We start from the raw sequence: 13,660 nt of genomic DNA on the forward strand, positions 1-13,660 counted from the left end.
GACTATTTCACCGATTTCCAGTTTTTGATGCGGTATTCGCGTTTGAGCATGGATTGGGCGCCAAGGTATCCGCCCATGCCATGGACCGATGGCCCCGGCGGGGCCGCCGAGGAGATGAGATACAGGCCCTTGGACTGCAGGTACCAGGGATCCAGGGAAACCCTTGGCCGCTTGATAGTGCCCAGCAGGTCCATGGTGCCGCCGGATAGGTCCCCGCCGATCAAGGCTGCGTTCTGCCGCTCCAAATCCTTGGCGGTGACCACGTGGGCTTCGAGGATTATTTCGGAGAAGCCCGGGGCCGCCTGCTGGATCATGGATTGGATTTCCTGGCGCATATCCCGTGGCGAATCCAGGGGCACATGGCAATAGGCCCAGATGACGTGCTGTCCTTCTGGCGCGCGCGAATCATCGAACTGCGAAGGCTGGGAAACGATCATGAACGGGGTCGCCGATCCGCGGTGGACCGCGGCACGCTCGGCCTTGCCCACCTGCTTGGCGGTGCCGCCCAGATGCACGGTGCCGGCAGTGGCCAGCACCGGATCGAGCCAAGGAACCGGTTCGGAGAGCACAAAGTGGACCAGGCAGCTGCCCGGCGAGCGCCTGGTGGTGGACAGGGCTCGGGAGAGCTGTTCGGGCAGGTGGCCGGCGCTGAGCTTCGCGGCCTCTTCGGCTGAGGTGTCGAAGAGGATGTTCTGCGCGGAGAGCTCGTCGATGTGGTTGACCCTCACGCCGGTATGGATCTGCGCGCCGTGGGCGGTGGCTTCGGCAGCCAGCGCGTCACTGATTGCTTGGGAGCCTCCGCGGGGAATCGGCCAGCCCTTGGCGTGGGCGGTGGCGGCCAGGAACAGGCCGGCCCCGGCATTGGCCGGGCCCTGCGATCCGCCAGCCACATGGGCTGCGCACCCCGAGTAGAGGGCCGCGGCCCGCTCATACTTCGCCCCGAGCAATTCCTTGAGCCCCATGCCGCCCAGGGTGGCAGCCCCGAAGCTGGCCAGGGCCAGCGGGTGGCTGGGGACTTTGAGCAGGGTATTGAGCAGGGTATCGCTGACCTGGTCGATCTGGTTGACCAGCGGCTGGACCAGCCGGCGATAGATCTGCCCGTCCTCGCCGCCCAATTCCTCGACGGTGCGCTCCAGATCCCGGTAGGCGTAGGCGGTGCGGTCATCGATGACATGGGCGAAGGACAGATCCGGGGTGATGAAGTCCACGCGTTCGTGGACCCCGAGTTCGCGCATGGCCGGGGACTGCATGGCCATCGGGTGCACGGCGCTGCCCAGATCGAAGATCGCCTCGGAGCCATCCAGGGATTGGGTCCTGGCCGCCCCGCCGATGCTCTCGTTGGCTTCATAGACCTGCACGTTGAGCCCGGCCCGGGCGGCCACCGCGGCGGCGGCCAATCCGTTGGGCCCGGCGCCGATGACAGCGACGTCGATCATTGCTTGCCTCCTGCGGTTTCATGTTGCTTCTTGGTGCCAGGCAGCCATGGGCGCAGGGTGAATTGGTCGGGGAGCCCCGCGAACTGGCCGGCCAGCGGATCAACCTGCCCCACCGCGCGGATCGGGTCGCGCCGCGGATCGAGGATGGAACGGGCCACCAGGTACATCAGGTAGCCGAGCATCAGCATGTGGGCGAAGACCAGGACCACGTAGCCGACCTCGGGGAAGGCCTTGTGCGGGTCTTCGGCAGAGGAGGCGGCCAGGTAGTTCCAGAGACCATAGAAGTGGGCGATCTCCACCAGCATCCAGATCACGAATTCGCGCCAGCGCGGCAAGGCCAGTACGAACAGCGGGATCAGCCAGACGATGAACTGCGGCGAGTAGACCTTGTTGACCATGACAAAGGAGGCAATGATCAAGAAGGCCATCGATCCCAGCCGCGGGGTGCGCTCGGCGCACAGTCCAAGCAGGGCCACGCCTACGCAGCACAGGAAGAAGAGGACCAGCCCGTAGCGCGAAATCTGGTCGGCCTCGAAGATCGGCAGGCCCGGGTTCTTGGCAGCCACCACATTCCAGGCGTGCCAGAAGCTGGACAGGCCCGCCCCGCGTTCCGAGGAGAAGTTGAAGAAGTGCATGAAGGACTTGGGGAAGGCCAGCGCGTAGGGCAGGTTGACCAGGACCCAGGTGGCCGCGGCGGTTCCGCCGGTGACCCAGAAGGTCTTGAGCCGGCCGGTGCGGATGGCCAGCACGAGGATCGCGCCGAGGATGAAGAAGGGGTAGATCTTCATTGCGGCGCCTAGTCCGATCAGCACCCCGGCCCAGACGGTGTGCTTGCGCGCGAAGGCCAGCATGCCGGCGGCCAGCAGGGCGACGGCCCACATATCCCAGTTGATGCTGCCGGCCAGGATGATGCCCGGGGCGATCGCCACCATCGCGGCATCCCAGGGCCGTCGTCCGGTCATCCGCACGGTGCACACCACGGTGATCATCCACAGGATCGCCACCAGCACCAGGTTCATGTCGAAGTACAGCAGCGAGCGGTTGGCCACCGATTCGGGCACGATCGAGGCCACCGCGGAAGCAACGGTGCTCATCAGCACCGGGTATTCGAATTCGGCGGTGGCGCTGAACGGGGCCCACGGGTTATCGGCAAATCCGCGGGCGCCGAACAGCGGCACCCAGTCGCTGTAGCAGGCATAGTTATAGGGGTTGCCGCCGCCCCAGCCGTTGACCCGGCACGGGTTCTTGGCCAGCAGCATCAGCAGCGCCCCGAGGGTGGTCATCAGGATGATGACGCGTTCCACGCTGAAGAATCCCGGGTCGACCCGACCCGGATCGCTGCGCCGGCCCAAGGGGCCGCCGATCAGGGCGGTGAACTGTCGAAGGAAGCCGTCAGCGCGTGATGGCACGGTAATACGCAGAGGGCCACGCTTGGGCGGAGACTGGTTTGGCTCGTGCATACTCTCCAGCCTAGATGTTTTGCCCGCAAGCATCAGCGCATAGGCCAACGTTTCGTATTAACTCGCTGCTTCGCACCGTTCGCGAAGGCTGAAGCCGAGCCCGGCGAGCGCACGTAAACCGCTTGCTGACCTCACTTTCAGCAAATAAGCAGGTGATTACACCGTGACTTCACCCCTCGTTTACCTAAATACTCCCGGTTGGTTAACTAAGGCCCATAGCGTCATATCCGTGAGCAAAACCAACCAGCCAAATGTCATGGCGATCATCCCCGCCCGGGGAGGATCCAAGGGCATCCGGCTCAAGAACCTGCGTGAGATCGGCGGCAAGTCGCTGCTGGGACGCGCAATTGAATCAGCCAAGGCCGCGAGTACAGTCAGCGACGTCGTGGTCAGCACGGATCATGAGCAGATCAAGGCCGAAGCCCTGCGCTACGGCGCTTCAGTGGTTGACCGACCGGCAGATATCGCCGGGGATACGGCCAGCAGCGAGTCGGTTCTGCAGCATGTCCTGGCCAATAGCGCCTCCAAGCCGGCGGTGACGCTGTTCATCCAGTGCACCAGCCCGATGATCGACCCGGCAGACCTGGATGCAGCCATCACCAAGGTCACCTCCGGGGAAGCAGAAGTCAGCTTCGCAGCGGTGGCCGATCACGGTTTCCACTGGGCGATCGACGAGAACGGCGAAGCTGTCGCGGTGGGGCACGAGAAGCTGCACCGTCCGCGCCGCCAGGATCGCGAACCTCGTTTCCGCGAAACCGGTGCGTTCTACGCCATGGATACCGAAGGCTTCCTGGCCGCCGGGCACCGGTTCTTCGGACGGGTCCAGGTCCATGAGGTACCCAGCGAGCACGGGATCGACATCGATACCGAGGCCGATCTGCAGCTGGCGGAACTAACGCTCCCGAATGAACCGGCAGCGATCAACGTGGACGCGGTCATCACGGATTTTGATGGCGTGCACACCCCGGACACCGCGTATGTGGATGAGCACGGCACCGAAACCGTGCGCGTCTCGCGTTCCGATGGCATGGGGGTGGCCCGGTTGCGGGCCGCTGGAGTCAAGTTCCTGATCCTCTCCAAGGAAGCCAATCCGGTTGTTGCAGCTCGGGCCGCCAAGCTCAAGGTCGAGGTGGCCCACGGCATCGACAACAAGGCCGAATACCTGGCCCAGTGGCTTGCCGACGAGTCAATCAACCCGGCACGCGTGGCCTATGTCGGCAACGACATTAATGACCTCGGCGCCATGAAGCTTGTTGGCTGGCCCGTTTCCGTGGCCGACGCCAATGAGCAAGTACACCGTGCAGCCCGCCACCGCCTGTCCCGCAAGGGCGGATACGGGGCGGTGCGAGAACTGGCCGAACTGGTCCTCGCCGCACGCTAACCCACAATTTTTCCCCAGTTTCACCCAATGAAAGGCAAATCAATGACCTCCGTCAACACCGAAATCAAGCCAGTTGCTATCGGCGAATCCCTGCTTGGCGCTGGCCAGCAGGTCTACGTCATCGGCGAAATCGGCATCAACCACAATGGTGATATCGAAATCGCCAAGCAGCTGATCGACGTTTCGGCTGAGGCCGGCGCCAACGCGGTGAAGTTCCAGAAGCGCACCCCGGAAATCTCCACCCCAACCGACATGCGCGACAAGATCCGCTCCACCCCATGGGGCGACATGACCTACCTGGACTACCGCTACCGCGTCGAGTTCGACCAGGCCCAGTACAAGGAGCTCATCTCCTACGCAGCCTCCAAGGGCCTGCACGCCTTCGCTTCGCCATGGGACGTTCCATCGGTTGAGTTCATGGAAGAGCAGGGTGCAGTCACCCACAAGGTCGCTTCCGCATCGGTCACCGACATCGAGCTGCTCAAGGCCCTGGCCGAGACCGGGAAGCCGATCATCCTGTCCACCGGCATGTCCACCATCGAGCAGATCGACAAGGCTGTTGAGACCCTGGGCACCTCCAATCTGGTCATGATGCACGCTACCTCCACCTACCCACTGCCTCCAGAAGAAGCCAACCTGCGCATGATCGAAACCCTGCGCGACCGCTACCAGGTTCCAGTGGGCTACTCGGGCCACGAGCGCGGCCTGCAGATCTCGCTGGCGGCTGTCGCCCTGGGCGCTGTGACCGTTGAGCGCCACATCACCCTGGACCGCACCATGTGGGGTTCGGATCAGGCTTCCTCCCTGGAGCCAAAGGGCTTCGAGTCGCTGATCCGCGACATCCGCATCCTCGAGCAGGCCATGGGTGACGGCGTGAAGAAGGTCTTCCCAGGCGAGCTGGCTCCACTGAGCCGCCTGCGCCGCGTCGACGCCTAATCTCCGCACACCGTGTTATCTCGGCGGTCGAACCTGCTCCAGGTCCGGCCGCCGAGTTCCATGAGTCATCACTAAGCAGTACCGCACCAAGCAAAGGAAGCCAGTCCCGCCATGACGAGCCTGATCCCTGGCCGCATATCCGTGGTCATCCCGGCCTATAACCAGGAAGCATACATTTGTGATGCGCTGGCTTCCCTCGAGAGGCAAAAGCTGGGCCAGTGGGAGATGGAAGTGCTCGTCGTGGATGATGCTTCCACCGACGCCACCGCTTCGCTGATCGAGACCTACATCGATCGGGTCCCGGGCCTGAAGCTGATCAAGCTCGAGCAGAATGTGGGCGTCTCGGCCGCCAGGAACATTGCGTTGAAGCAGGTGACCGGCGAGTTCTACACCTTCTTGGATCCCGACGACTGGTACGGGCCGCAGCATCTGGCCACCTTGGCCGACACCCTGAGCAAATTGCACGTGGACTTCGTGCGCTGCGACCACGTGCGCGTCACCGGCACCAACCGGGTGATCTACCGCGCTCCGCAGGCCTTGCGGGGCATTGTGCTCAATCCGTCCGATGACATCGAACCGATCGACTCGCCGTCAATGGTTGACTACCCCTACTCGTGGGCCGGCATGTACCGCACCGAGTTGATGAAATCCATTGGCTGCTTCTACTTCGATGAGCGTCTGCTCTCGGCCGAAGACCGTCCCTGGATCTGGAAGCTGCACCTTGATACCTCGCGCTATGCGGTGATCTCCTCGCCCAGCATCTTCTACCGCCGAGGCCTGCCGAATTCGCTCAGCCAGGTCTTCGATGAGCGGCAGCTCGGATTCCTCGAGGCCTTCACCCAGGTATTGGCTACGGTGCGCGAACACCCTGATTCCTCACGCCACCTGCCCAAAGCCCTGCGCCAATTTTTCGCTATCGTGTGCCACCACGAAAAGCGCTCTAAGAACTACCCCCCGCAAGTTCGGCTTACAATCAAACAACAGCTGCGTGAGATCTTCAGTGACATCGACGTTGCTGTTGCCCACCAAGTAGTTCTTGAAATGGATGTCGCTCGCCGCCGCCATATCCTCTCGTACCTCCAGCCAGGTCAGATCGGGGTCGCCAAGTGATCGCACTGATTGAAGCCAGCAGCTACTTTCAGCTAGCTTCTCTGGCCGCGATGGCCGATGCAGGGCTGCTTCCCGAAGCAGATGAACGCATTCTGGTTCTGGCCAATGGCTCACAGGTTCCGGAATTGACTACCCCTCTGGAGGAAACGCCAGGTTTCCAGCAGCTTGCCGCGCGCTTCGACCGGGTAGTGGATTTTGCCGCGCTGACCTCGCCGCGTCGCCCGTCCCAGTTCAACCCGCGCGAAGACGAGCTGCACATCTTCGAGTCGTTGCTGCGCCAGGCATGGAATCTGGGTACCGGGCCCCTGACGCTGGTGCTCGAATCCATCCAGGTCAATCCGGCTCGAGCACTGGCGCGCATCTTCTTTGACGCCCAGTTGTGGGTCCACTCCGACGGGCTGATGTCCTACGGTCCTACCCGCAGCCGCTTGGCGATGGCGCTGCGCCAGCGATTGATGGGCACCATCCACGTTGACCTGGTTCCGGGCTTGGAGCCGCATCTTCTGGCCGAGCTCGAGCCAGTGCGCAAGGTGCTGCACGCCCACGAATTGGCGAAGATCTTCACCGAGCTTGCCGAAGATGCGCACTTCGACCTGCCTGGTTCCAGCGCGTTGATTCTTGGCCAGTACCTCGGCTCGCTGCGCCTGATGGATGCCGACGAGGAGTTCGAGCTGCATGTGCAGATGCTCCAGGAAGTGTTGAACCGCGGCCTAGATACGGTGCTTTTCAAGGCGCACCCATCGGCTAGTGCCACCTCGGCGGCCCGGCTGGCCACAGTGGCTGAAGAAATGGGCCTGGATTTCCGGCTGCTCAACACCGATCACCTTGCGGAAACAGTGATCGCCTCGGCACGCCCGGAAGTCGTCATCTCCTGCTTCTCCACCGGTCTGGCCACGGCCAAGTACATTCTGGATACCGATGTCCATGCTGTGGGCACCGGAACCATGCTGCAGGCCTTGGCACCCTATGAGAATTCGAACCGCATCCCGCTCTCAATCATTCACGCGCTGTTCGTCCAAGACCTCCCAGCCCCGGCGCACAGCGAAGGCGATGACCAGCTCTCGAAGCTGCTGGTCGCCGTTGCCTATTGCATGCAGGCAGCCCAGCTGCCTCAGCTGCGCGAGCAGGCAGCCGAATTCCTGAGCGTTCACTACCCTGAATTCTCCGCGCACTTCAAGCGCCGTCGCATCACCAAATTGGATCTGCCACCACGCTGGGTTCATCTGGTTTCGCGCCGCTCCCTGCCTTCGAAGGTCCGCGGGGCGTCACGACGGGTTCTGCGAAAAGGGTCCAAACAGCTCGAAGCCCTGTCCAAGTCCTTGAGCCGACTGGCAAAATGACCCTCACGATGATGAAACTGACTCAGCACGACACCCATGAGGTTCCGCGTCCACGATTCGGGACTGCTCATGTATGGGTCGAGTCCCCCTTGCAGTTGCTCTCGGCGGTGGAAACACACGCGGCGGGACTGCTGGGCACCGACATCCGGGTGATCCCTCGTTTGGGCATGCCGCTGGAAGCAACGACCCAGGCGCTGCTGAACCATGCCCCGGCCGGGGTGCACTTTGAACCGGCGGCACGCAAGCCACCGCAGCCTAAGAGCTCTTCGGACCGGTATGTCACCGGTGATGCCTACTCGGGCAAGGTGCAGCGCAGCTTGCTGGCGGGGGTGAAAGCCAAGGAAATCATCATCATCGATGACGGCTTGGCTACTTTGGCCCTGATCAAGCAGTTGATCAGCGACTCCCCTACCCCTCTGGTCCGTGCTCGAGCGAAGAATTCCGCGGCCCGCATCGCCATGGGCCTCGCCACCTGGCATCGCCTGCGCCAGCTGGCCCGTGAAGATCGATTGCTCATCGTTTCAGCATTGATGGTGGATGCCGAAACGAGGGCCAAGATGGCTGAACTTGGCATCAAGTTCGCCCAGCACAAGTTTGAATGGCTGGCTACCCAGCCGGTGGCAGAGAGCTTTACCGAGCCCACTTTGCTCATTGGATCCGCCATGGTTGCTGACCAGCTGATCCATGAGCAGCCATACTTGCAATGGATCGAAGAGATTTCTGCCGACGGGCCGGTCGCCTATTTCCCTCACCGCAGGGAAACCCCGGAGCTTCTGGAGAAGATCTCGAAAATCGATCAAGTGATCCTCAAAGAGCACACGGTGCCCATTGAGATGCGCTTGCGGGTATTGCGCCCGGGCCAGGAGATCCGCGCATTGCCTTCAACCGTGATCCCTTCGTTGCGCCTATTGCTGGGCCCGGATGCCCGATATCTCTACCCACAAGCGGTCCCCGAGCACTGGTGGACCGATGGAACCGACATTGAGTTGCGTGAGCACCTATCTAGTTCGTTGAAGGTGTGAAGCCACGTATGAAACCCTCAGTTCTTGCAATCGCCGATTCAGATTCCTATCTGAAGCTGGCCACAAGTTTTTTGCACCGGCTGGGTCCGGAATGGGACCGCAAGGTGTATTTGGCGCGCACTCCGGTGATGCCCACTGAACAGCAGATTTCAGCGGCCTTCGAAGGGACCGATCTGGACCCTGAGATGCTCGAGGTCATCCATCTCTCGCAGTTGGAGGCTCATTCCGTCCAGGAAGACATCATCTTCGCTTCGGCCACAGGACCAGTTGTCGCCGAGATCTACTCGCGGATGCTGCGTACCGAACCGGTTGATGCGCGCCGTACGGCGTTGATTTCTGCCTTGCCCGGTGTTGCCTACCCTGCCACGCAGAAGGGCTGGAATTATCGCCGTGCAGGCGATGCTTTCATCTGCCATTCGCACGCCGAGGCTCGGGATTTCTCGTTCATGACCGAATACCACGCCGGACACCAGCCGACCATCATGGTCAGCAAGCTGCCTTTCCTGAATTGCACGGGGTTCCCTCCTGCTCAAGAGAAGCTGATCAACCGATTGGTATTCGCGCCGCAGGCGAAGGTCCCGGAGACTGCCGAGCAGCGCGAATCGATTCTGCTGGCGTTGGAAAAGGCCAGCAAGATGAATCCCGGGCTGGAAGTCATGATCAAGCTGCGGGCCAAAGCCGGCGAGCCTCAGACCCATCTGGAGGCTCATCCCTATGACAGCCTCTTCTCCCAGCTTCAGGCGCAAAACAAGATCAGCCCCGAGTCACGCATTCAATTCGATACCGGGTCGATGAGCGAAGCGCTCATTCCCGGCAGCGCCCTGGTGACCGTCTCCTCCACAGCGGCATTGGAATCCATAGACCGCGGCCTGCCCACCATGGTGCTCTCCGATTTCGGCGTGAACCGGCAAATGATCAATACCGTTTTTGTCGCCTCCGGGATCATCGGCGACCTGGATGATGTCGTGGCATTGAACTTTGGCGAGCCCAGCAAAGCGTGGCTGCGCGAGAACTACTTTCACCGCATGGATCGCAGCTTCTTTCAATCCTTGGAGATCCTTGCCCAAAGAGCTAACTCCGGCAAGCTGCGCACCGATCCCGAAACCCTGGCTTTCATCCGACGACAGCCGCTGCGCCATCGACTGCGGACCGCGCTTCCCTCGCCACTGGTGAAGGTGCTGTTGAAAATGCGCCGAGGCTACCGCCAATCACGCGGACGCAGCGCAAGATCCATGTCATGAGTAATTAATGATTTGCCAATGACACGCTTTTTGACCTGAGTTTCAAGCACTTGTCATTACTCAACTGCTTTTCGATCTTGTACAAAAAATGAACCGGTTGCACGTCGCGTAGATTCTCGACAGGCATATATCTCTCTGCACCTGGCCTCAGCTGCATCCATTGGGAGCTACGCGGGAATTTTATGATGACAACAGGACTTGAAGTCCTTGGGACCTGCATCACAAAGATCACTTTGGGATGCCGGGATCCCGAAGTTTGATAACTTTCACAAAGGAGCTCATGTGCCAGATAATCCGATTCGCGTTGCCATCGTTGGCGTAGGCAACTGCGCCACTTCCCTGATCCAGGGTGTTGAGTACTACCGAAACGCTGATGTTCAGTCCACTGTTCCGGGGCTCATGCATGTTCAGTTCGGCCAGTACCATGTTGGCGACGTGCAGTTCGTTGCCGCCTTCGACGTTGATGCCAAGAAGGTCGGCCTTGATCTTTCGGACGCCATTTTGGCCAGCGAAAACAACACCATCAAGATCGCCGACGTTCCGACCACGGGCGTAACGGTCCAGCGCGGACACACCCTCGATGGGCTGGGCAAGTACTACCGCGAGACCATCGAAGAATCTGATGCTGAGCCGGTGGACATCGTCCAGTCCCTCAAGGACAACAAAGTTGATGTCCTGGTCTGCTACCTGCCGGTTGGTTCAGAAGAAGCCGCTAAGTACTACGCCCAGTGCGCCATCGATGCCGGCGTCGCTTTTGTTAATGCGCTTCCGGTCTTCATCGCTGGCACTCCCGAATGGGCCGAGAAGTTCACTGATGCTGGTGTGCCTATCGTCGGCGACGACATCAAGAGCCAGATCGGCGCAACCATCACGCACCGAGTCATGGCCAAGCTGTTCGAAGACCGCGGAGTGGTGCTGGATCGCACCTATCAGTTGAACGTGGGCGGCAACATGGACTTCAAAAACATGCTTGAGCGCGATCGCTTGGAATCAAAGAAGATCTCCAAGACGCAGGCTGTCACCTCCAATACCTCGGCAAAGCTGGCCGCCGATGATGTCCATATCGGCCCGAGCGACTACGTTGCCTGGCTTGATGACCGCAAGTGGGCTTTCGTGCGCCTTGAAGGTCGCAACTTCGGAGATGCTCCGGTGAATCTGGAGTACAAACTGGAGGTCTGGGATTCCCCGAACTCTGCCGGGGTGATCATCGATGCTGTACGCGCTGCCAAGATCGCACTGGATCGAGGCATCGGCGGTCCGATCCTGTCGGCATCGAGCTACTTCATGAAGTCGCCGCCGGAGCAGTACGACGATGAAACTGCACGCGCGAAGGTGGAAGCCTTCATCCGCGGCGACGTGGAGCGCTAGGCCCTCTGCTCGCTGAGGGCAACATGGTGGGTCAGGACTTCTGGTCCTGGCCCATCGTTATTTCCGACCGCACCCCAGACGCGGAGAAGCCCGCCGGCTTGCAGGCCGGCGGGCCTCTGGGCACTAATATGCGAGATCATAGTGGGTACCTCTTACTTATTCGATTGGCGGACAACGGTAATGGCGTTGTGCGCACTTAGCGAATGCGAAGGTACATTTCTACAGGCACGTGATTCTTGAGTTCACGCTCCCGCATTCGGCGATTGAATTCGGTGCTGTCGAAGTTTTTCAGCTTGCTGCTGTCTTGACGCTTTTTCATTTGCTGTCCCTCCCTTCAGCCACAGTTGAAGGGGAGGGAAGATCCTGGCGCGTTGTTGAAACGGCGCGAGCTTTCAGGCTTTCGGGACCAGCGAAGATGAGTTCCGAGGTGCGAATGGCCCGTTGAGCGGACGAGGAATACAGGGTGCTAGACATGAAAAAAGTTCCTAAGGTGAGAGTCGATTACTGACCTGCAACCTCAGGAACTCGGGTGGGATTCACCGTAGTCTAGGAATCCACTGTTCCGGAGGTTGGAGAGACAAGGCCGAAATTGCCGGCAGGCATAAAGCCGCCGCCACGTCGCCATGTGCGATGAGTAGAAATATCCAGAGTGATATTCATCGTTTCTCCACCTCCTAAAATCTCTTCGTAGCCAGTCGTGATCAATCACGAGGCTTTGCTGATAAGTTTTATCGATCCGCAAGTCTCATTGAGACTTCCCAATCACAATATTTAGCATACATGGATTGGCCAGACTGCGCCACTAGTTAAGTCAAAAAGTTTAAGAACTTTTTTGAGTGCGCAAAAATGCCCAACACCTCGCGGGTGTTGGGCATCTTCGCAGCACTCTTCTCAAGTCAGCGATTACTCTCCGGTAATCGCTTCCTGGGCCTCGGGCTGTTCCTTCCACCAGGCTCGAAGCTGCTCTACAGCGGCTTCTTCACCGAGCGGACCCTCATCCAGGCGGAGCTCGAGCAGGAAGTTATACGCGCGGCCGACCACAGGACCTGGCTTGATTCCCAGAAGCGCCATGATCTGCTGGCCGTCCAGGTCCGGGCGGATGGACTTGAGTTCTTCCTGTTCCGCGATCTGGGCAATACGTGCCTCGAGGTCATCGTAGGCAAAGGCCAGCCGGTCAGCCTTCTTGCGATTGCGGGTCGTGACATCCGAACGCGTCAGCCGGTGAAGATGCTCGAGCAAGTCCCCGGCATCGGTGACATAGCGGCGAACGGCCGAATCAGTCCATCCGGCATCGCCATAGCCGTAGAAGCGCATATGCAATTCCACAAGGCGGGCTACCGCTTTGGTGGTTTCCTTGTCGAAGCGCAAGGTGCGCATCCGCGCTTTGACCAGCTTGGAGCCGACCATGTCGTGGTGGCGGAAGGACACCGCTCCGCTCGGTTCGAATTTGCGAGTCGCGGGCTTGCCGATATCGTGCATCAACGCGGCAAAGCGCAGCACGAAGTTCGGTCCTGGAACCGGACCGTCCTGATCGGTTTCCAGCCCGATTGCCTGCTCGAGCACGGTGAGCGAATGCTGGTAGACATCCTTATGCCTATGGTGCTCGTCAATTTCAAGACGCAGGGCGGAAACCTCGGGAAGCACCTTGTCGGCCAAGCCGGTTTCGACAAGCAGGTTGATTCCGGCACGGGGGTCAGCGCCGTTGATCAGCTTCACCAGTTCATCGCGCACGCGTTCTGCGGAGATGATATCGATGCGCTCGGTCATTTCGCTCATGGCCTTGCGCACTTCGGCGCTCACTTCGATTTGCAGCTGAGAAGCGAATCGCGCGGCGCGCATCATGCGCAAGGGGTCATCAGAGAAGGAAATGTCAGGGGCACCCGGGGTGCGAATGGACTGGTCCTTCAGCGATGAGACGCCATCGAAGGGGTCAACAAGTTCAAGGTCCGGCAACCTCAGGGCCATGGAGTTCATGGTGAAGTCGCGGCGGAACAGGTCATCGTGCAGATTATCGCCGAAGGCGACGATAGGCTTCCGCGATTCCTTGTCATAGGCATCAGCGCGATAGGTCGTGACCTCTAGGGTGTGCTCACCCTTTTTCAGGGCAATGGTGCCGAACTCTCGTCCCACATCCCAGATATTGTCAGCCCAGCCAGAGATCACCTTGATGGTTTCCTCGGGACGCGCGCTCGTGGTGAAGTCGAGGTCGGGAGATACTCGACCCAGGTACAGATCTCGAACCGGTCCACCCACCAGGGACAGCTCATGGCCTGCCGTGACAAAGCGGTCGGCCAAGTCGAAAATGACCGAGGGCAGGATTTGACGCAATGCGTCAGGTGAGGGAAGTGCATGCATAGTTACTTAAG

At 60.3% G+C, this 13,660-nt stretch carries 10 protein-coding genes; 7 read left to right on the top strand and 3 right to left on the bottom strand.

The features are described 5' to 3' along the window. Positions 1-2 precede the first annotated feature (2 nt). Complete coding sequence (locus D3791_RS08195; protein ID WP_172511876.1) at positions 3-1,436, bottom strand: phytoene desaturase family protein; 1,434 nt, start codon at positions 1,434-1,436, stop codon at positions 3-5. Further along, positions 1,433-2,896, bottom strand: a complete 1,464-nt coding sequence (locus D3791_RS08200; protein WP_172511877.1) for a glycosyltransferase family 87 protein — start codon at positions 2,894-2,896, stop codon at positions 1,433-1,435. Before D3791_RS08200 ends, D3791_RS08195 begins: the two co-directional genes overlap by 4 nt. A gap of 229 nt (positions 2,897-3,125) precedes the next feature. Here D3791_RS08200 and D3791_RS08205 point away from each other — a divergent pair, with 229 nt between their 5' ends. From D3791_RS08205 to D3791_RS08235, 7 genes are all read left to right on the top strand, one after another. Further along, a complete protein-coding gene (locus D3791_RS08205; protein ID WP_172511878.1) occupies positions 3,126-4,277 on the top strand; it encodes an acylneuraminate cytidylyltransferase in 1,152 nt (383 codons plus the stop codon). Between the two features lie 42 nt (positions 4,278-4,319). After that, positions 4,320-5,213, top strand: a complete 894-nt coding sequence (locus tag D3791_RS08210; protein ID WP_172511879.1) for an N-acetylneuraminate synthase family protein — start codon at positions 4,320-4,322, stop codon at positions 5,211-5,213. Between the two features lie 111 nt (positions 5,214-5,324). Beyond that, entirely contained in the window at positions 5,325-6,323 is a 999-nt protein-coding gene (locus D3791_RS08215; protein WP_172511880.1) for a glycosyltransferase family 2 protein, read from the top strand. Next, on the top strand, positions 6,320-7,663 hold the full coding sequence (locus tag D3791_RS08220; RefSeq protein ID WP_172511881.1) for a polysialyltransferase family glycosyltransferase: 1,344 nt from the start codon (positions 6,320-6,322) through the stop codon (positions 7,661-7,663). The genes D3791_RS08215 and D3791_RS08220 overlap by 4 nt, the downstream gene beginning before the upstream one ends. An 8-nt stretch (positions 7,664-7,671) precedes the next feature. Further along, on the top strand, positions 7,672-8,685 hold the full coding sequence (locus tag D3791_RS08225; RefSeq protein ID WP_246242459.1) for a hypothetical protein: 1,014 nt from the start codon (positions 7,672-7,674) through the stop codon (positions 8,683-8,685). Positions 8,686-8,693: 8 nt separating this feature from the next. Next, positions 8,694-9,926, top strand: coding sequence for a DUF6716 putative glycosyltransferase (locus tag D3791_RS08230; RefSeq protein WP_246242461.1), 1,233 nt, complete (start codon positions 8,694-8,696; stop codon positions 9,924-9,926). A 282-nt stretch (positions 9,927-10,208) separates the two neighbouring features. Beyond that, a complete protein-coding gene (locus tag D3791_RS08235) occupies positions 10,209-11,294 on the top strand; it encodes an inositol-3-phosphate synthase (RefSeq protein WP_172511884.1) in 1,086 nt (361 codons plus the stop codon). A gap of 903 nt (positions 11,295-12,197) precedes the next feature. Here the strand turns inward: D3791_RS08235 and D3791_RS08240 are convergent. Beyond that, the gene (locus tag D3791_RS08240) at positions 12,198-13,649 is read right to left on the bottom strand and encodes a CCA tRNA nucleotidyltransferase (protein WP_172511885.1); all 1,452 of its coding nucleotides are present in this window, start codon (positions 13,647-13,649) and stop codon (positions 12,198-12,200) included. Between the last annotated feature and the right edge of the window lie 11 nt (positions 13,650-13,660).

It is taken from the genome of Glutamicibacter mishrai (assembly GCF_012221945.1).
Taxonomy (GTDB): Bacteria; Actinomycetota; Actinomycetes; order Actinomycetales; family Micrococcaceae; genus Glutamicibacter; species Glutamicibacter mishrai.

Excerpts from the sequence above, each read along its gene's own strand:
- D3791_RS08195 (WP_172511876.1), bottom strand. The coding sequence starts at position 1,436 with ATGATCGACGTCGCTGTCATCGGCGCCGGGCCCAACGGATTGGCCGCC.
- D3791_RS08200 (WP_172511877.1), bottom strand. The coding sequence starts at position 2,896 with ATGCACGAGCCAAACCAGTCTCCGCCCAAGCGTGGCCCTCTGCGTATT.
- D3791_RS08210 (WP_172511879.1), top strand. The coding sequence starts at position 4,320 with ATGACCTCCGTCAACACCGAAATCAAGCCAGTTGCTATCGGCGAATCC.
- D3791_RS08215 (WP_172511880.1), top strand. The coding sequence starts at position 5,325 with ATGACGAGCCTGATCCCTGGCCGCATATCCGTGGTCATCCCGGCCTAT.
- D3791_RS08225 (WP_246242459.1), top strand. The coding sequence starts at position 7,672 with ATGATGAAACTGACTCAGCACGACACCCATGAGGTTCCGCGTCCACGA.
- D3791_RS08230 (WP_246242461.1), top strand. The coding sequence starts at position 8,694 with ATGAAACCCTCAGTTCTTGCAATCGCCGATTCAGATTCCTATCTGAAG.
- D3791_RS08240 (WP_172511885.1), bottom strand. The coding sequence starts at position 13,649 with ATGCATGCACTTCCCTCACCTGACGCATTGCGTCAAATCCTGCCCTCG.